Raw genomic sequence first — 18,957 nt, forward strand, 5'->3', positions numbered from 1 at the left:
CGCGGGTTCTGCGCTTAAAGCGTTAGAAGGCGAGAAAGAGTGGGAAGATAAGATTGTTGAGCTTGCAAACGCACTTGATACTTACATCCCAGAGCCAGAGCGTGACATCGATAAGCCTTTCATCATGCCTATCGAAGACGTTTTCTCAATCCAGGGTCGTGGTACAGTTGTAACTGGTCGTGTTGAAGCTGGTATCATCCGCATCAATGACGAAGTAGAAATTGTTGGTATCAATGATACAACTCGTTCTACTTGTACTGGTGTTGAAATGTTCCGTAAGCTTCTAGACGAAGGTCGTGCTGGCGAAAACATCGGCGCACTTCTACGTGGTACTAAGCGTGAAGACGTTGAACGTGGTCAAGTACTAGCTAAGCCTGGTTCAATCAACCCACATACTACATTCACTTCAGAAGTATACGTACTTTCGAAAGATGAAGGTGGTCGTCATACTCCATTCTTCAAAGGTTACCGTCCACAGTTCTACTTCCGTACAACTGACGTAACGGGTGACGTACAGTTACCAGATGGCGTAGAAATGGTAATGCCTGGTGATAACATCAAGATGACAGTAACGCTAATCGCGCCAATCGCGATGGATGAAGGTCTTCGTTTTGCTATCCGTGAAGGTGGTCGTACTGTAGGTGCTGGTGTTGTAGCAACTATCGTAGCGTAATTATTAGCCTAGCTAATTTTTACCAAAAAACCCGAGCTTAGTCTCGGGTTTTTTAATGCCTAAAGAAAAGTGTTTAGTTTTCAGCTTGTAGTAGCTCGGTGTTAAATTTAGAGGGTTACGTTTGGCTTTAAGTTTAAGTAATTTATATATAATTAAAGTATAAAAAAGCACGACTTTAAGCCGTGCTATTAATTAAACTCTTTGACAGATCAGACAATTGAGAACTTTTACAGCTTAGTGTTTTTTCGCATATGCTTCAGCTTGCTTCCATGCTCTTAGTGTATTGCCACTTAGGATTTTTTTAATATCTGTATCGCTGTAGCCTCTATCCATTAGGCCTTGTACTAAGTTTGGATAACTAGATACATCCTTCAAGCCAATTGGTAGTGAATCGCCAACGCCATCGTAATCAGAACCAATACCAACATAATCTATGCCAATCAACTCTACAACGTGATCAATATGGTCAAGTACTTGTGCAAGGCTTGCAAACGGATATGGGTTTTTAGCACGGTACGCAGCATCAAAATCGTTGCTTAACTTAGTGCCTTCTTTTTTAGCAGACTCTTTTGTGCTTTTTAATTGCTTGCCCCAACTACCTGCTTTAGCGGTAACAAAGCTTGAGCCAAAGTTAATTTGAATAACGCCGCCATTTTCTTTAAGTGCCAATAGCATATCGTCATTCATATTACGCTCAAAGCCAGGCGTGTATTTACGAAGTGATGAATGTGAGGCAATTACGGGTGTTTTAGATATATCCATAACCTGATAAAACGCATCATCAGAGATATGCGATACGTCGATTAGCATACCCATATTATTCATTGCAGTGACTAGTTCTTTACCAAATGGGCTTAAGCCTTTCCATTTACGGCGTATATCGTAAGACGAATCCGAAATATGGTTGCTTTGCGAGTGCGCTAGCGTGATGTAGCGAATACCACGGTCGTAAAAGTGCTGAAGGTTTTTCATATCGCCTTCAATTGGAGAGCCGTTTTCCATACCCATCGCTATAGAAAGCTTACCTTGTTTAAATTGCTCTTCTATATCTTTAGTTGAGCTTGCTATAGCAAACTTATCGGGTGCGCGCTGGGCTATGGCTTCCATACTATCAATAAGTTGATTAGCTAATTGGTAGCTTTTTCCTTTACCTTCAAATTCCAAATGCGCAGGAATATAAATCGACATAAACGGGGCATTTAAGCCGCCTTTTACTGCGCGAGGGTAGTCAAAATCGCCATCAGTTGTCGCTTTAGTTACATCAGCCCACGTATCGTGAATACGGTAAGGAACATCAATGTGGGTGTCGATTAAAATGGTGTCTTTAGCGAGTTTAATTGCCTTGTCAGATGCTGTTATTGTTTGTTCTGCTTGGGCTTGGCTAGTTAAAGCTAGTGATATGGCTACCACTAGAGTGCTGAGTTTTATCATGTTTTGGCTCTTTGGGTAAAAAGCCATTGTGTACGTTCAATTCAAAAGTTACAAGTACTACGCCTTAATCAAACGACTGTGCTTGATGCTCTTCACTTTGTAGCGCTTTAAATTCGCCTTTTGAAATTATAGTTACAGACTCGTGTAATTCTGAGAAAAACACCATCGCTTCGCCATTTTTAAGCTGCAGCTTTACTTGGCTTACTTTAGATTCGATGCTTGCTTCTACTTCACCGTAGTCAGTGCCTTCACGTAGAACATAGCTTTCTATTAAGTTGTATAGCGTATCTTTATCGAGTTGTTCAAAAGGGATGATCATTACTGCTTTTTACTCGCTTTATTTAAAACATGTTCCCCAAAGTAACTGGGTACGGCTTTCTCTAGCCAAAAAATAGGCTTAAACGGATTTTTTCCACTAATGAAACCAACGTGACCGCCTTTTTCTGAGATGCGCAGCGTAACATGCTCGCTCACATCTTGCCTACTAGGCACCGCTTTAATAGAAAGCATTGGGTCATCTTTTGCGTGAATAATTAATGTAGGCACAGCAATATGCTTTAAATATGGCATCGCACTGGCTTGACGATAGTAATCGTGAGCGTTTTCAAAGCCATGCAAAGGAGCAGTTATATGGTTATCAAACTCTAATAGGTCGTCAATGTTCATTAATTGATCGGTAGTGATAGATATTTGCTGCTTAATTTGTGGCAACTTACGTTGCATCGACTTTTTCATGCGATCGAGCAAATACTTTTGATAAATTTTACCTAGGCTTTTACGAATTACATCGCTTGATGACGATAAGTCATAAGGAGCAGATACCACCGCAGCGGCGTTTAAAGGGCATGCTTGTGCTTGTTCACCTAAGTATTTAGCAAGTACGTTACCGCCAAGAGAAAAGCCAACGGCAACCATAGGTCTATTTGGATATTGTTGCTTTAGATGATTAATAAAAAAAGCTAAGTCGGCGGTATCACCACTATGATATGCGCGAGGCAAGCGATTTACTTCGGTTGAGCAATTTCTAAAGTGCATAAGCACAACTGCATAACCTTGCTTTTTTAATGCCTTCATCATGCCTTTAGCGTAAAAACTATTTATATTACCTTCAAGGCCATGAAGGACTATAGCAAGAGGTGCAGTTTCGTTATGCGGAAGTGACCAGGCAAGCTCAATAAAATCGCCATCGGGCGTATCAAGTTGCTCAAGTTCGTAGCGAGTGTGGTGAAATGGGCGGAAAAAACGCGGCATTATGGTTTGAACGTGACGGTTTGTCATCCACCATGCGGGTTTAAACTTATGGATCATGTTTGTACTACACACTTTGCAAAAACGAATCGCTAGTGTACCAAAAAGAATAAAAAGCGCCTAATTAGTAACGAATTAGGCGCTTTGTGCGTCGTGCTTAATTTTGTTCAGGAACTTCTGCATCGTGTATTTTTTTCAAAAAGAAAAAAGCAAAAAAGATACACAGAGAAACAACAATAGTTAAAAATCCAAATGACATAAATAAAACAGGATCTGTAAAAAAGTCTCTAAAAAATACGTTCATGAGTTGTTCCCCTCGTTGTTGATGGGTTAATCATAGGCCGACTTAGGAGCGATTGATGTGATCGAGATCAAGTTATTTACACAAGCAGATATAGGAGCGAAGCTAAGTTGATTTAGATCATGCTTTAAAGGCTAATAAGTTATTACCGAAGAGCTGTCTACGCTAAATAATGAACACCTAGCAATTATGCTTTTCAATTACTCTAAAAGTGTTGGCTTCTAAGCTCTATATGATCAATTGGTCTAAAGATCTTTTTACCCAAAGGGAAAAGCGTGAGAAGCAAATGAGGAAAGACGCAAAACCGCTTCTAAGAGTCTATATTTATAGCAGACAGTAATTTAGTTTTTATTTCCCTCTAAAAGCACAGCATCTCTTACTCTTTCCGTGAGTAATTTATCTACCCGTGAAACGATTTAATACGCTGATGGGTGACCTTGCAGCCCTCTATGCCGCACCTAAAGTCATGTGCGCAAAATCGGTTTGCATAGGGCTCAGTGCTTTAGCGCCTTCCAAAAAGTGTAGTGTGTTTAATTTTCCTTGGGGTCAATGGGCACGACATAGACGTACATACGCGGTGTTTTTTTATCCAGATAAGTACCTACATACACCACGTTTTCAGCTCTGTGTTTTTCTTTAAGCTAAGCAAACGAATCATAAAACAATTATCCTGGTCTTTGCTTACATTAATTTGGGGTCTGCGTTGGGTGTGTCTTGCTTACGAAAAGCGTGTGACGTTGGCAGGCGAATAGCGTCCTTGGATTTTAACTTTTGTGTTCGAAAAATAACAAAATTCATCGGTAACTCGTTGCGAAAAAATGTGAACATAGATTAATATATGTGGACTCTCTAAATAATTTTTGAAAGCTCCGCTAAAACTGTGGCTCGTACCCCTCTTAAGTCAGGTGTGAAAGGTAGCGGGAAATGGCAACGAAAAAAGATGATATCACGCAATTATGCGATGCTATTAATGTGGATTTAGAGGGTAAAAAACACATCAATTCTATGCCAGTTTAAAGAGGAGGAGAATTACGCCCCTGCAGACAAAAAAGAGGCCCTCGAAAAATGGTTAGCTTAAGAAAATAATTTAGAGCTTCCTGTTTGAGTGTCGAGAAAAAATAAATCATGAAATGCAGTGTTATTTCGCACTGACAGGATGAAAAATCACGGTTAACTCATTAAGAGCTATGTATAACACGCCTTAGTACAATGAAAAGTCGAAATGAGGGGATTTAAATTGACAGTTTCAAGCAATTCTATGATAGCTTTTACTTTTAATGGAAATAAATAACAAGGAGTTGAATATGATATGTCCAGATATCAGTGAATTGGAGTTTTCTGAACGTGGAAAATTGGCAGTAAAGGAAATAAGAAGAATAAAGGATGTTAATCAATGGCTTAGCTCTGCTATTGTAGTTGGTACCTTTGCAAATATTTTTGCCGGTAATGGTATGATAAAAAGTCATTATAACCTTACTCAAACTGATTTTAATTCTTTTAATAAGGCATTACGAGATTCCCCTAGTATTGCTAGGAAAACAATAAAAACGATATCAGGTCTTCAAGCAATTCGAGCTAAAACAGGTAAAGAAAGACAATTTTGGAAAGCCGTATATAACGGTTGCGTGGCTGCAAAATGAACTATTTAATTTGTTTTTTTCTGTGTTTACATCATTTTTTACATATGCGGATACGTCTGAGCAAACCCTTAAAGACTATCTGACTGTTCAATATCATAACTCAATGAAAGCGTATGAGCTTAAGCTTGAAAAGTGCCAAAAAACTGAAGAAGTTATAACCCCTGATGACGTAAAGCATATTTCTGATGATTGGAACGTGATTAGTGCTGTTTTATCTTATCATTATGCAAAGGTTCAAGATTTATGCACGCATGATGAATTGGAGCAATTCACAGTACTTTCTGCAAAATTGCAGGCTTTAGAAAATAGCGATAAGCTAATACTTGATAAGTATAATCAGTTAATTATGGCTATACCTCTATCCTACGAACGAACTAAGGCTGATTATTTTATTTTACCTGAAGGTGTACGCGAGCAGTTTTCAAATTTAGAAAAGCTAAACAGACCATTTAACCTGATGGAGACAATGGAAAATTTTGATTTATAAAATTAAATATTCATTTTAAATTGAGCGTTTTTTTAAATTTTAATGAGAGGGTTGCGAGTGAGCGACCTCTTTTTATTGTTTTATAACTGATTGCTAAATTACTTCTCTGGTTTAATTTATCAACTGATGCCCTGATAGCTCGACTATTTAACACTTCAAACGTTGGATGCCTATCAAAAATCTCTAGCGCAGACTTGAAATCATCAAGATAGATAACACGTTCGCCATAGATACTAAATTTCATGAGTAGCTTATACAAGCGTATTGAGTGAGATGATTGTAACTCAGCTGAATGCCTCAGTTTATATGTCGTAAATCTATTTTTAAACTACGGATATACTTAAGGGATTCATCTGTCCATGTAATAACGACAGCGCCTCTCTTTGAAACAGCTCACTTATAAGCCTTTTGCACAAAGAGAAAAAAGATAAGTTAGCCGAGCATTAGCTATGTACTTTTCTAAAGCGCAGCGCGGCTTTAAGTCATACTAATCTAACATACAGCTTAATATTATTAGACTTTATCACTTCCAACATTTCAAACTCATTTACTGCTTCAATCAATATATGTTGCTGTTGTTTTTCAAGCTTTAGCTCAGTGCTTAGTAATTCTGCGCGTATTGTGGCGTAATCACTTATTGTATTCTGGTTAGTTTTTAAATAGCTGCGTGCGGCGCGCAGGGGTTGTAATACGTGAGTATCAAACTCACTAACTACTTGCGTTAACTCATTTAGCTGCTGGGTATTAATACTTAAATTTAATGAGTCTAAATAAAGCAGTAATAAGCATAAATTGACGTTTTTTCCTTGCTGGTTTTGTAGTGCCAGCAAGGTTGTTTGTTGCTCAGGCTTTGCGTACAAGGTGCACGCAAACTGCCAAAAATGGTCGCTATTGAGCAAGTTCATCGGCGAATGCCTGCTCTTTTTCTTCCATTTCTTCAAGTGCCATAAGTAGCTCTTCTTCAACGTCGTTAAGTTTAGGCGTAAGCGTTGCTTGCTTGGCTAATAACTCTTTAAGTTTGGCTTTGTTATCGTCGTTGTAGAGTTCGTTATCACCTAAGGTCACTTCCACTTCACTTAATTCAGCGGTGAATTTATCGAGTTGCTTTTCAAGCTTTTCAATTTGCTTTTTAAGTGGCTGAGTGGCTTTTCTAAACTCAGCCTCTAAGCGTTTTTGCTCTTTACGGTTAACACCTGGATTTGCTTTAGGCTCGTCGCTTTGCTGCGCTTTAACCGCTTCTTTATTGGCATTGAGTAACCACTGGTAATACGCATCTAAGTCGTAACCAAACTGGGTTACTTTGCCATCATCGACTAGGTAAAACTCATCGGCGGTATTTTTAAGCATATGGCGGTCGTGCGATACAGTAACCATGGCGCCTTCAAAGCCTTGTAGTGCCATAACAAGTGCATGGCGCATTTCTAAATCAAGGTGGTTTGTAGGCTCATCGAGTAGTAATAAGTTTGGCTTTTGGTATACCAACATGGCAAGTACTAAACGTGCTTTTTCGCCGCCCGAAAATGGGGCTACGGGCTCAAGGGCTTTATCACCAATGAAGGCAAAGCCACCTAAAAAGTCACGTAGTGATTGCTCAGTGGCTTTTGGGTCGAGGCGTTGCAAGTGCATTATTGCACTGGCTTTTAAATCAAGAGATTCAAGTTGATGCTGCGCAAAGTAACCAATATTTAATCCGTGATGCTGAACAACTTCACCAGCTTGCGGCTCTAAATCACCAGAAAGCAGTTTAATTAGCGTTGATTTACCCGCGCCATTTCGACCTAATAAAGCAATTCGGCTACCTGGTACAAGGTTTAGCTCTATATTATTTAAAATGGTGACGTCACCATAACCCGCTTTTGCTTTATCTATTGTCATTAGTGGGTTTGGCAATGCTTTTGGCTCTGCAAACTCAAAGTTAAACGGCGAGTCGGCATGTGCTGGCGCTAGTTTTTCCATGCGTTCAAGCGCTTTTACACGGCTTTGTGCTTGTTTGGCTTTACTGGCTTTTGCTTTAAAGCGCGTTATAAACTGCTCAAGGTGCGCAATTTGATCTTGTTGCTTATCAAACATTGCTTGTTGTTGTAGTAAGCGCTCAGCTTTTTGGCGCTCAAACTGCGAGTAGTTACCTTTGTACACGTTAATAAGTTGCTTATCTACATGCCAAATTTGATCAACCACCGCATCTAAAAACTCACGGTCATGCGATATAAGTACAAGGGTGCCTGTGTAAGCACGTAAAAAGCGTTCAAGCCAATAAACGGCATCTAAATCAAGGTGGTTTGTTGGCTCATCGAGAAGTAGTAAATCGGCGTCGCGTATTAATGCTTGGGCAAGGTTTAAACGCATACGCCAACCACCAGAGAACGAGCTTACAGGGTTTTCTATCAGGTTATTGGCAAAGCCTAAGCCGTGTAATAGCTCACCTGCGGTTGATTCAATGCTATAGCCTTTAATGTTTTCAAGCTGAATATGTACTTTGGCTTGTGTGTCGCCATCGTTGTTTTTCTCGGCCTCACGCAGTGCTATACGCATTGCGTAGTATTCTGGGTGGCCTTGAAGTACATAATCAATCGCGCTTATTTCAAGTGCAGGTGTCTCTTGCTTAACAGAGGCAATAGACCAATCTTTTGGAATGCTGCAGTTACCGGCATCTAGTTGCAGTTCTGATTTTAGTAAACCAAATAACGTTGATTTTCCACAGCCATTAGCGCCAACAAGGCCTACTTTATGTTCTGGAAATAATGTAGCTGATGCGTTTTTTAATAAGGCTTTACCGCCACGAAGTAGTTCTATTTCTGATATTTGGATCATGAATGCGTTACTTTACTGTGCCCTTGTTAAGTTGGCGCTATCATAGCATAGAACTTAATGCGCTTATCAAGCGTATCAACAAGTGAAGTTATACGATAAAATAGCGGCAGTTCAAACCACAGGAAAAATGTTGTGAGACAAAAGAAGCGATTTATTGCTGGTGCATCGTGCCCTGACTGCAAAGCCATGGATACTATGATGCTATACAGAGAACATGATGTTGAAAAAGTAGAGTGTGTTGAGTGTGGCCATAAAATGGCGCAACCCGATAACGCTGTTCAGGCGTCTACTCGCCAATTTGAACAAGTAATTGGTGTATTTAAACCGGGCGACTAACCCGGTTTTTTATTACCTAATTATTACCGGCTTAGTAATGCGGTGGAGGCGGCTCAGGTACTTCAGACATCATAGACGATGATGACTGCGATTCTTTGATTTTTTCTGCTAGCAGCTCAGTTTGGCGTTTCATTTTTGCTAAAAGTTGCTGGTGCACTTTTATTTCATCATTTAAAACTTCAATCGTTTCATCTTGAAAAGCCACTTTGGCTTCAAGTTCCATTAAGCGATGTTCAATTGTGTTCATTATTCTCTCGTATAATAAATCGCTCTGCGATACCGCTGGAGCTTTCGGTTAACAACGACTTACCGTTATCTGTAAATGTCACATCTAGCACCACCGCTGATTTAGGCTTACTGCCTTCGCGCGGGGTAACCTGCCAAGTTTGAATTTTTTCACCGCTTGGTATTTGCCACAAATCTACGCGCTTATTTGGCGAGCCGGTTGCAAGCAAAGTGCCTTGTTCGTTAAAACGCACAGCAGTAAAAATTTTCTGACGCGCAATATACTTCAGTTTACTCACAAGATCACCTGTAGTCAGCTTCCATACATTTGCTTGTGCCATACTATCGGCCGTAAACGCATAGCGACCTTGTGGATCGAGCGTTACTTGGGTAACACGCGTTGGGTGATTAAAACGATGAATTACTTGCCCTGTACGTGTATCCCAAAAGTAAGCAACATAATCGTTAGAGCCACTTAAGGCAAAGCGTCCGTTAGGTGATAGGTCAACGGTGTTAACTTTATCTTGATGACCTAAAAACTCAATACGACGCCCGGTTTCTAGGTTTACAAATACGACAACGCCGTCGCTACGGCCGTATAAAACACTACGGCCTTGATCGCTAATGGCAATATCACGAATACTGGCTTTTTGTATTTTGTAATAACCTTTATTTTTGCCTGTGGCTATATCCCATACAGCAAACGTGGTTTTTTCGGCGGTAACAGCCACGCTGTTATCAAAAGCAATAGCAACGGCGTATACCAAACTGTCTTGATCTTGCTGCTGAAACCATTGGTATTTTAGTACCTGCTGTTGATTATCCCACAGGGCGACCCCATGGTTGATAGAGGAGATCAAACTGTATTTACCATCGTTTGAAAGTGTAGATGAAAACGCACCTTGCGCAGCATGTTCGTAACTTGCTACAGCGTGTTGTTTTTTATCGGTACAGGCGATGGCTAAAAAACAGCTAAATACGATTAAAAAAGTACGAAATATCGACATATTACAGGTATTTCCCCTTAACTCTTAGTGACTGAGAGGTTAGACTAGGACGCGTTAAATGCCTAGGTTGTTTGTCTAATCACTGGATATGTTTTTAGTTTAGCTAACAATGTGGAATTTAGTCATTAAACAAGCAGCCTATCATGTGGGCCGTTAATCTTTAACTAGTAATAATACATTAAAATGACAACTGCAAAGTGTGTCGGAGATTTAAAATGAAAAAGACGATTAGATTGTCATTGATTGCAGCGTCAGTTTTAGCGCTTACAGCTTGTAATCAAGAAGCAAAAAAAGAACAAGCTGAAATTAAATTAGACACTGTAGAACAGCAACAAGCATACGGTATTGGTGCATCTGTAGGTAACTTTTTAAATAAAGACCTAGCAGACAAAACAGAAATTGGTATTGAACTAGACCAAGCACTTTTAATTCGTGGTTTTGAAGATGCACTTGCTGGTAATGCAAAAATTGACGAAGAAAAAATTCGCGAAGTATTAACTGCACTAGATACATCAGTACGTACTAAGCAAGAAGAAAAAGCAAAAGTAGAGTCTGAAAAAAGCAAAGAAGCGGGTGTTAAATACCTAGCTGACAACGCTAAAAAAGAAGGCGTTACAGTAACTGAGTCTGGCCTGCAGTATGAAGTACTTAGCGAAGGCGATGGCGAAAAGCCAGTAGCAACTGATGTAGTTAAAGTGCACTACAAAGGGACTTTATTAGACGGTACTGAGTTTGATAGCTCATATGCACGTAACGAACCGACAACTTTCCCTCTTAACCGCGTAATTGCGGGTTGGACTGAAGGTTTACAACTTATGTCAGTGGGTTCTAAGTACAAGTTCACTATTCCTTCAGAACTTGCTTACGGCGATCGTGACTTAGGTAAGATTCCAGCTAATTCAACACTTGTATTTGAGGTTGAATTACTTGAAATTCAAAATGAAGAAGCACCAGCACAATAATAAGCTTAGTGTGTAAATGCAAAAAGGGACCTTAGGTCCCTTTTTTAATACGTTACTTACATGTACTAATTTTTGTGATTAGAAAACAGGTTATCAATAAGTTCATCTTCAAGCTCAAAGCGCACTTCTAATGCCTCACCAATCACAGAAAGGTCATTGTCAAACCCTACTAATAAATCCTCTTTGTCTACTTCGGCGTATTTGTCGTTAAAATCAAGTGCCACATCTGTTGTGCTTGAAATACGTGGATAGATAGAGTTTGCAAGTTCTTGACTTTGTAAGCCCTTTTTCTCACATGCTTTTGCTATATCATCATAAACTTCAAAGTGGCCTGCAGATAAGTAGTCCATTAAAAGTTGGCAGAAAGATTCAATTAGCTTTGGCTCTGGCAACGCTTGGTCTTTTTTATCGTACGGTGTAAAACCTGCAATTTTGCAATAAAGTACAATAAGTTCTTGGCGTTCGTTTAGCCATTTATCAATTACTGTGTGGCTACCACCCCATTTTTGTTGAGCTTTTTCTACACGCGTCAGCATAACTGTTCTCCTAGCTGGGTTGGTCTTTTTTAAATAAAATATTATCGGTTTCTATGCATCAAGATATATTTTATTCGTGAGTATATCAACAAGTAAAGTGCCCCTCTTGGAAGTTGCATCTTTTTAGATTAATTAAATAGAGGAAGTTTTGTTGTAGGTAAGAAAAAACCACCGATTAAGGTGGTTTAATTTCTTTCAGTGACTTGTTATGACAAGCTTTCTTATTTTTTTGAGATGATTTTTATAGTTATTATTTTAAAGCATTTATTTTTATTATTATAAGATTTTTATTGTTGTTTTTATTAACGCGGGACAAACAATAACAAGGTTTTTGTAATGTTGCAAACATATTAACAAAAGGTTTTAAATGTTATCGTTTATTGCTTTTTTTATAGTCAAAACGTATTAAAACCTTAAATTATATTGATCGATTTTAAGGTAAAGCTGTTTTCGTCTTTAAGCAATAGAGGGGCGGTGAATATGGTGGTACAATCTTGCATAATTTATAAAAGTCTTAGGATCATTTACGCCATGAGCGAATTAAAAAACGACCGTTATTTACGTGCACTTGCAAAACAACCCGTTGATGTAACTCCGGTATGGATGATGCGCCAAGCAGGACGCTACTTACCAGAATACCGCGCTACACGTGCACAAGCGGGCGATTTTATGAGCCTGTGTCGCAATGCTGAGCTTGCGTGTGAAGTAACATTACAGCCATTACGCCGCTACCCGTTGGATGCAGCTATATTATTTAGTGACATTTTAACCATTCCTGATGCTATGGGTTTAGGTCTGTATTTTGAAACTGGCGAAGGCCCTAAGTTTGAACGTCCTATTTCATCACTTGCGGATGTTAAAAAAATCCCAAAATTAGACCCTACCGATGAGCTTGGTTACGTAATGAACGCAGTAAGTACTATTCGCCGTGAACTTAAGGGCGAAGTACCACTCATTGGTTTTTCTGGTTCTCCTTGGACGCTAGCAACTTATATGGTTGAAGGCGGTAGCAGCAAAGTATTTGGTAAAATCAAAAAAATGGCGTTTGCAGAACCGCAAACATTGCATTTATTACTAGATAAACTAGCAGACTCGGTTATTGACTACTTAAATGCTCAAATTAAAGCTGGCGCGCAATCGTTAATGGTATTTGACTCATGGGGTGGTGTATTAAGCCCGCGTGATTACAACGAATTTTCACTGCAATACATGCATAAAATTGTTGATGGTTTAATTCGCGAATACGATGGTCGTAGAGTCCCTGTTACTTTGTTTACTAAAAATGGCGGTCAATGGATTGAAGCAATTGCAGCAACAGGCTGTGATGCAGTAGGTCTTGATTGGACTATTAACATTAGCGACGCTAAGCGCCGTGTTGGTGATAAAGTGGCTTTACAAGGTAATATGGACCCGTCTATGTTACACGGTACACCAGAGCGTATTCGCCAAGAAGTTGGTACTATTTTAGAAGATTTTGGTACAGGCAATGGCCATGTATTTAACTTAGGCCACGGCATTACACCAGATGTAGATCCTGAAAATGCGGGTGTATTTATTAATGCCGTACACGAGTTAAGCGCTAAATATCACAAATAATTATGAGTGCTTTCGGGCAGTAGTCATAACGCGACCAATTAGCACAACACAGCACTGGTCTGTTAATAATATTTAGTTGATTAGTGGAATAATATTAAACCAATGCAAAAATCCGATATCAGGCTTCTGATATCGGATTTTTAATGCTACAAGTTATACTAATTCTTAATAATACTTAATCAATTTAAGGGATTAAACGCAGCACTAACTACGTTAAAAATTTGCAGATTTAGAACAGCTAAGTAATAAAATTTTTGGCTCATTATCTACGTCATTTTCTTATCTCAAAATGGATAACTTAACTAAGCGAATTGGTATTTTCTTCTTCCAATTGTTTGAATTTATATTTATTTACTCAATACAGTAATGTTACTTATCCTCTAGCTACAAGTCAGCGTATATAATATTAAATTCAATTAGTTCAAACAGAAGGGCTGAGTTTACTCTGCCATTTTTATTATTTCATCCCAGTCATTTTTAGTAACGGGCATGACTGATAATCGCCCACCTTTTTTAAGTGCGATTTCAGTAATATTATCGTTTGCTTTAATAGCCTTAAGATTAACTCGTTTCTTTAAATGGCTTTGGTAAGTAACCTCAACAACTACCCAGCGTGGTTTGTCGTTGCAGGCTTTGGCATCATAGTAATCGCTGCTTAAATCAAACTGAGTTGGATCTGGGTAGGCATCATGTGTCACAACAGCAATACCCACTACGCCTACATCTTTGCAGCTTGAATGGTAAATCATCACTGAATCACCAACTTTAACGCCATCACGCATAAAGTTTCGGGCTTGGTAATTACGTACGCCTTCCCAGAGAGTCGTCTGGTTTGGTGCGTTTTTTAAATCATCAATTGAAAATCCATCGGGTTCGGTTTTAAATAACCAATATGGCATAGTGCTATTCCTAACAAAGATTTACATAGTTCCAGTCTATAGTATCATTAACTTATCTGGGGATTGAGGAAGAAATAATGGGCCAAGTATTAGATGATTTATTGTCACTATTAACACTTGAAGAAATTGAGCAAGGGTTATACCGAGGACAAAGCCAAGATTTAGGTTTTGGTGCTGTATTTGGTGGGCAAGTTATGGGTCAGGCGCTTTCTGCTGCTAAAGAAACATTACCTGAAGGGCGTATAGTTCATTCATTACACTCTTACTTTTTACGGCCAGGCGATCCGGCTAAACCCATTGTTTATGATGTGGAAACTATTCGAGATGGAAAGAGCTTTAGCACTCGTCGAGTAAAAGCGATTCAATATGGTAAACCTATCTTTTATATGACTGCGTCATTTCAGGGTGAAGAAAATGGCTTGTCACATCAAGCGACAATGCCTGATGTCCCCGCACCTGAAAAACTTCGCTCATCGCTTGAGTTTTATCAAGATAACGCTTCACATATTCCAGAGGTTATCCGTAATAAGTTTACGCGTGAAATGCCAATTGAAATGCGACCTGTAACATTTCATAACCCATTTAAGCCAGAGGTTATGGAGCCGGTTAAACATATTTGGTTTAAGGCAAATGGTGAAATGCCTGACGATCAACGTATCCATAATTATTTATTAGCGTATGCATCTGATTTTGAATTTTTGCCAACTGCATTGCAGCCACACGGTGTATCGTTTATGCAACCAAACATGCAAGTAGCGACTATTGACCATGCAATGTGGTTTCATCGTCCATTTAGAATGGATGATTGGATTTTATATTCAATTGATAGTCCAAGTGCGAGTAATGGGTGTGGTTTGGTACGCGGGCAGTTTTTTGATCGCCAAGGCAACTTGGTTGCCTCAACAATGCAAGAAGGGGTTATGCGTCAGCGCTAACCCCCTTTTATAAATGCATTGCTAGTTACACTGATCTTGAACTATATCGCTGATTGACTGCCATACGCGTGCTGGCAGTAATGCTTTAAGGTGTGCGTAGGTTTCACATAGTTGTGTGCTACCTACTAAGCCCTTATCACCTTCTGTTATTAACGACTCGCCACGTAAGTTTTCAATAAAGCTAACAAGTACTTTTTTATCAAAAAATTCAGGTGTTTTAATACCATGCAGTGTACCTAAACGCTGTGCGAGTACTTGGCTTTCTCTCTCAAGTTCTGCTTTTTCAATGCCATCACTTGTTTGAATAAAACCGATTACAATAGCGTATCGTTGCAGGGTAAAGCTAAGTGCTCGTCCAAGCATTTCTAGCTTAGCTAAGCAGTCATTACTGTTCGTTATATGAATGTTATCGCCATCAAACTCAATTAAATTTTGATCGGCAAAATTAGCTAAAATACGCGTTATATAGTTTTCATCAAGAGGCTGTAAATACCATTCTTTAGCAAACAACGGATAAAACGTTTTTACAAGTTGCTGGCATTGAGCAATAGTTGTGCTGTGTTGTTTAAATAGATGTAGTGCAATTAAGCTTGGTACTGCAAACAAGTGCAAAATATTGTTTCGGTAGTAATTAAACAGTACTTTTTCTTTATCGCTAATCGTAATAATTTCGCCAAACTCATCACTGATAACTTCAAACTTATTAAGCTTTAATGCATGCGTTAGTAATTGCTCTGGTGTTTCGTCTGGTGTAGTTACTTTATTACTGTAGCTGGCATCGCGCTGTAAGCGCAGATAAAAATCAAGCTGTGCTAATAGCTTTGGTTTACTCAATGCTTGTTTATCGTTAACCAGTAAAATCATCGCGAGTAAGTTAACCGCATTAAGCGCCGCTGCATTATTAATTTTAACCATTACTTGGTCGGCAAGTTTAGTTACTTGTGGTGCTAACCATTGTGGCTTTTGCACGTCAGTTGGGTGTATTGAATCACGCCAATTTGGTTGGTTATCGTTTAAGTATTGGTTAATAGAGATTGGATCGCCAAAGTTTAAATTACCACGACCGTAGTTTTTAAGGTTTTTGATTGCCTTAAAAATACCAAATATAGATTCGCCTTTTTTATCTTTACCATCAAGCTCTTTAAGGTAGGTGTTAATTTCCATTACGTGCTCGTAGCCAATGTACACAGGAACGATAGATATTGGTCTGTCTATTCCGCGTAGCATTGCTTGTAATGTCATAGATAGCATACCCGTTTTAGGCGGGAGTAAGCGTCCAGTTCGGCTTCGACCGCCCTCCGTGTAAAACTTAACAGAGTAACCTTTAATAAACAGTTGGCTTAAATATTCTTTGAATATGGCAGAATAAAGTTTATTACCTGCAAATGAGCGACGAATAAAAAACGCACCAGATCGTCTAAATATGCCACCGGCAGGGAAAAAGTTAAGATTTATACCAGCAGCTATATGCGGAGGTACTAAACCTAAATGATAAATAGAGTAAGTAAGCAGTAAGTAATCCATATGGCTGCGATGACAAGGCATATAAATTATTTCATGTCCTTTATCAGTTAGTTCATGAATTTGCTCTGCGTGTTTAATATCAATACCGTTATAAAGCTTATTCCATAACCAAGTTAAAAACCGCTCAGCGACACGTATCATTGCTTCAGAGTAATTAGCGGCTATTTCATCAAGTAGCTTAAGTGCATTTTGACGCGCTTCAGTTTGGCTAATATTTTTAGCGTTAGCTTCATCTTGAATTGCTTTTTTTATGGTCGGTGATGCTAATAATGAATTAAACAATTGCTCGCGCGATGGCATTTTAGGGCCAGTAGCCGCGAGTTTTTGGCGCTTAAAGTGAACACGAGCTACACGTAATAATTTATGCGGTAACTCACTTACATCTGCTTTTTCATTTACTAAAAGCGATAGGTCGAGCGGTTGGCTAAAGCGAATAAAGTTATCGCGTCCTGAGAACAGCACCACAAAAAACTTTCTAAACCAGCTAGGAGTCAAAGAGTGCGTAATTAAAGTGCGTAGTCCAGGCTTTTCTTTACCAGGATCGCGACCCCATAAAATAGTTACAGGAACCACTTGTACGTTTTGTTGCCCACTTTGTATTAAGTACTCAATAATTTGCTTACCTTGATCTAAAGCATTGGTTGGCTTTGCTTTATCACCAAATAATGGTGGTGGGTTTTTAATTCCGATAAAACGTTCTAAATTTTGAGTGCCTAACACTTGTTCATCAGTTGGGCTCGGTAAGCCATTTTTTTTACATGCATGTGCGAGGGCAGCTAAATCAAATCGTGAATTTAGACGCACTATATAAAATGTAGGGTACTTGGGATTTAGGTCATACTGTTTAATAGGGTTCTCTGGCAGTACTTTGCTTTTTACAAATAAGCGGCTGAATCCAGCAGATAGAACATTTAAACAATAATTAAAAATACGCATCGACTCACCATATTGAGAGTATTAAGGGCAAAATTAGCGCAGTAGGATACCATAATATCTAAAAATCACTTAGTTTGCGTAATTAAGGTGTTAACTTGTTTTATTGACTAACAGTAGAGGCATTAGTTCAAGTATAGCTAGTAAGCATATATGGGCGCTTATTTAATCAAATTTATAGTTATTGTATTGTTTCTAAATAGTTGTTGCATTTATCACCAATACCTCTATAATACGCAGGCTTTCAAAATTCCCCTGGGAACTAGAAAGGATAAATTAAGCTTGGATTTCAAGCTAATAAACAGGAGTTCCGATATGGAACTCAACGTAGATATAATTAAGCAGCCGGCATCTTAAGTTTTAAGATTGTTCCGGACGTTTTTTTATGCTCTTTTAAATGCTCTTTATATTGAGGTTAAGAATGTCAAATCAACGCATTCGTATTCGCCTAAAAGCTTTTGACCACCGTTTGATTGACCAATCAACGGCAGAAATCGTGGAAACTGCGAAACGCACTGGCGCACAAGTACGTGGTCCAATCCCACTACCAACACGCTTTGAACGTTTTACTGTACTAACTTCACCGCACGTTAATAAAGATGCGCGTGATCAGTACGAGATCCGCACCCATAAACGTCTGATAGACATCGTAGAACCAACTGATAAGACTGTAGACGCACTTATGCGTTTAGATCTTGCTGCTGGTGTTGATGTTCAAATCAGCCTGGGTTAATCGAAAGATTAGAGAGGTTTTAGGAAAATGGCATTAGGTCTAGTCGGTCGTAAAGTGGGTATGACACGAATCTTCACTGAAGATGGTGTATCTATCCCTGTGACAGTTATTGAAGCGACACCTAACCGCATTGCTCAGATCAAATCTGACGCAACAGACGGTTATAACGCGCTTCAAGTAACCGCAGGCACTAAAAAAGCAAGTCGTGTAAACAAAGCTAAAGCGGGTCATTTCGCTAAAGCTGGTGTTGAAGCGGGTCGCGGTCTGTGGGAATTCCGCCTTAACGGTGGTGAAGGCGATTTTGAAGTAGGCGCAGAGCTTACTGTTGAATTATTCAACGAAATCAACAAGGTTGACGTAACCGGTACTTCTAAAGGTAAAGGTTTCCAAGGTGGTGTTAAGCGCTGGAATTTCAGCATGCAAGACGCTACACATGGTAACTCTCTATCTCACCGTGCTCCTGGTTCAATCGGTCAAAACCAATCACCTGGTAAGGTGTTTAAAGGTAAGAAAATGGCCGGTCATATGGGTGCTGAGCGTGTAACGACTCAAAACTTAGAACTAGTTCGCGTTGACGCTGAGCGTAATTTGCTTTTAGTTAAGGGTGCAGTACCTGGAGCTATTGGCGGTGACGTTATCGTTAAACCAGCTGTTAAAGCATAAGTCCTGGAGATTTAGTG

21 protein-coding genes and 1 pseudogene are annotated in these 18,957 nt (G+C 39.2%); 9 read left to right on the top strand and 13 right to left on the bottom strand.

Features of this window, described 5'->3' with window-relative positions; genetic code table 11:
- On the top strand, positions 1–673 hold a 673-nt coding region (locus P20652_RS17090), incomplete at its 5' end, for an EF-Tu/IF-2/RF-3 family GTPase (protein ID WP_033016860.1).
- 234 nt (positions 674–907) lie between these two features.
- Here the strand turns inward: P20652_RS17090 and P20652_RS16780 are convergent.
- The 4 genes from P20652_RS16780 to P20652_RS20450 all read right to left on the bottom strand — a co-directional run bounded on the left by P20652_RS16780 (position 908) and on the right by P20652_RS20450 (position 3,656).
- Entirely contained in the window at positions 908–2,104 is a 1,197-nt protein-coding gene (locus P20652_RS16780) for a dipeptidase (RefSeq protein ID WP_008165331.1), read from the bottom strand.
- Between the two features lie 64 nt (positions 2,105–2,168).
- Positions 2,169–2,423, bottom strand: a complete 255-nt coding sequence (locus P20652_RS16775) for a YheU family protein (protein ID WP_008165333.1) — start codon at positions 2,421–2,423, stop codon at positions 2,169–2,171.
- Positions 2,423–3,412, bottom strand: a complete 990-nt coding sequence (locus tag P20652_RS16770) for a hydrolase (RefSeq protein ID WP_008165335.1) — start codon at positions 3,410–3,412, stop codon at positions 2,423–2,425. The genes P20652_RS16775 and P20652_RS16770 overlap by 1 nt, the downstream gene beginning before the upstream one ends.
- A gap of 97 nt (positions 3,413–3,509) precedes the next feature.
- Positions 3,510–3,656 carry a hypothetical protein gene (locus tag P20652_RS20450; protein WP_008165338.1) on the bottom strand — a complete coding sequence of 49 codons (147 nt, stop codon included), beginning with the start codon at positions 3,654–3,656 and terminating at the stop codon, positions 3,510–3,512.
- Between the two features lie 1,301 nt (positions 3,657–4,957).
- Between P20652_RS20450 and P20652_RS16765 the strand changes: the two genes are divergently transcribed.
- Together P20652_RS16765 and P20652_RS16760 are read left to right on the top strand one after the other, a co-directional pair.
- Positions 4,958–5,293: a hypothetical protein gene (locus tag P20652_RS16765; RefSeq protein ID WP_008165340.1), complete on the top strand. Its 336-nt coding sequence runs from the start codon at positions 4,958–4,960 to the stop codon at positions 5,291–5,293.
- 22 nt (positions 5,294–5,315) lie between these two features.
- Positions 5,316–5,780 carry a hypothetical protein gene (locus P20652_RS16760; RefSeq protein WP_139048192.1) on the top strand — a complete coding sequence of 155 codons (465 nt, stop codon included), beginning with the start codon at positions 5,316–5,318 and terminating at the stop codon, positions 5,778–5,780.
- 10 nt (positions 5,781–5,790) lie between these two features.
- On the opposite strand, the gene P20652_RS16755 is transcribed toward P20652_RS16760, so the two are convergent.
- From P20652_RS16755 to P20652_RS16745, 4 genes and pseudogenes are all read right to left on the bottom strand, one after another.
- Entirely contained in the window at positions 5,791–6,024 is a 234-nt protein-coding gene (locus tag P20652_RS16755; protein WP_008165346.1) for a replication initiation protein, read from the bottom strand.
- 9 nt (positions 6,025–6,033) lie between these two features.
- Positions 6,034–6,093: pseudogene (locus P20652_RS21390) on the bottom strand (hypothetical protein); the annotation flags it as partial.
- Between the two features lie 169 nt (positions 6,094–6,262).
- Complete coding sequence (locus tag P20652_RS16750) at positions 6,263–6,685, bottom strand: TIGR02444 family protein (protein ID WP_008165348.1); 423 nt, start codon at positions 6,683–6,685, stop codon at positions 6,263–6,265.
- The gene (locus tag P20652_RS16745) at positions 6,669–8,591 is read right to left on the bottom strand and encodes an ATP-binding cassette domain-containing protein (protein ID WP_008165349.1); all 1,923 of its coding nucleotides are present in this window, start codon (positions 8,589–8,591) and stop codon (positions 6,669–6,671) included. The genes P20652_RS16750 and P20652_RS16745 overlap by 17 nt, the downstream gene beginning before the upstream one ends.
- Before the next feature lie 132 nt (positions 8,592–8,723).
- On the opposite strand from P20652_RS16745, the gene P20652_RS17095 reads away from it, so the two are divergent.
- Positions 8,724–8,927 carry a YheV family putative zinc ribbon protein gene (locus P20652_RS17095; protein ID WP_007378899.1) on the top strand — a complete coding sequence of 68 codons (204 nt, stop codon included), beginning with the start codon at positions 8,724–8,726 and terminating at the stop codon, positions 8,925–8,927.
- 31 nt (positions 8,928–8,958) lie between these two features.
- Here the strand turns inward: P20652_RS17095 and P20652_RS16740 are convergent, their stop codons facing one another.
- Positions 8,959–9,174 (bottom strand): SlyX family protein, encoded by a 216-nt coding sequence (locus tag P20652_RS16740; RefSeq protein ID WP_004335946.1) that lies wholly within the window; start codon positions 9,172–9,174, stop codon positions 8,959–8,961.
- Positions 9,161–10,159, bottom strand: a complete 999-nt coding sequence (locus tag P20652_RS16735; protein WP_008165356.1) for a WD40 repeat domain-containing protein — start codon at positions 10,157–10,159, stop codon at positions 9,161–9,163. Before P20652_RS16735 ends, P20652_RS16740 begins: the two co-directional genes overlap by 14 nt.
- Before the next feature lie 215 nt (positions 10,160–10,374).
- On the opposite strand from P20652_RS16735, the gene fkpA reads away from it, so the two are divergent.
- Complete coding sequence (fkpA, locus tag P20652_RS16730; protein ID WP_008165357.1) at positions 10,375–11,121, top strand: FKBP-type peptidyl-prolyl cis-trans isomerase; 747 nt, start codon at positions 10,375–10,377, stop codon at positions 11,119–11,121.
- 65 nt (positions 11,122–11,186) lie between these two features.
- Here fkpA and P20652_RS16725 read toward each other — a convergent pair whose 3' ends face one another.
- The gene (locus tag P20652_RS16725) at positions 11,187–11,657 is read right to left on the bottom strand and encodes an Rsd/AlgQ family anti-sigma factor (RefSeq protein WP_008165360.1); all 471 of its coding nucleotides are present in this window, start codon (positions 11,655–11,657) and stop codon (positions 11,187–11,189) included.
- Positions 11,658–12,188: 531 nt separating this feature from the next.
- Here P20652_RS16725 and hemE point away from each other — a divergent pair.
- A complete protein-coding gene (gene hemE / locus P20652_RS16720; RefSeq protein ID WP_008165361.1) occupies positions 12,189–13,253 on the top strand; it encodes a uroporphyrinogen decarboxylase in 1,065 nt (354 codons plus the stop codon).
- Positions 13,254–13,693: 440 nt separating this feature from the next.
- Here hemE and P20652_RS16715 read toward each other — a convergent pair whose 3' ends face one another.
- Positions 13,694–14,152 carry an EVE domain-containing protein gene (locus tag P20652_RS16715; protein ID WP_008165362.1) on the bottom strand — a complete coding sequence of 153 codons (459 nt, stop codon included), beginning with the start codon at positions 14,150–14,152 and terminating at the stop codon, positions 13,694–13,696.
- A gap of 77 nt (positions 14,153–14,229) precedes the next feature.
- Between P20652_RS16715 and tesB the strand changes: the two genes are divergently transcribed.
- On the top strand, positions 14,230–15,087 hold the full coding sequence (tesB, locus tag P20652_RS16710; protein ID WP_008165365.1) for an acyl-CoA thioesterase II: 858 nt from the start codon (positions 14,230–14,232) through the stop codon (positions 15,085–15,087).
- 21 nt (positions 15,088–15,108) lie between these two features.
- Here the strand turns inward: tesB and plsB are convergent, their stop codons facing one another.
- Positions 15,109–17,547 (bottom strand): glycerol-3-phosphate 1-O-acyltransferase PlsB, encoded by a 2,439-nt coding sequence (gene plsB / locus P20652_RS16705; RefSeq protein WP_008165367.1) that lies wholly within the window; start codon positions 17,545–17,547, stop codon positions 15,109–15,111.
- A gap of 418 nt (positions 17,548–17,965) precedes the next feature.
- Between plsB and rpsJ the strand changes: the two genes are divergently transcribed.
- Both rpsJ and rplC read left to right on the top strand, forming a co-directional pair.
- Positions 17,966–18,277 carry a 30S ribosomal protein S10 gene (gene rpsJ / locus P20652_RS16700; protein WP_002957900.1) on the top strand — a complete coding sequence of 104 codons (312 nt, stop codon included), beginning with the start codon at positions 17,966–17,968 and terminating at the stop codon, positions 18,275–18,277.
- Between the two features lie 27 nt (positions 18,278–18,304).
- A complete protein-coding gene (gene rplC, locus P20652_RS16695; RefSeq protein ID WP_002957898.1) occupies positions 18,305–18,940 on the top strand; it encodes a 50S ribosomal protein L3 in 636 nt (211 codons plus the stop codon).
- Positions 18,941–18,957: the final 17 nt, after the last annotated feature.

Origin of the sequence: Pseudoalteromonas sp. BSi20652 (genome assembly GCF_000239855.1) — a bacterium.
GTDB lineage: Bacteria > Pseudomonadota > Gammaproteobacteria > Enterobacterales > Alteromonadaceae > Pseudoalteromonas.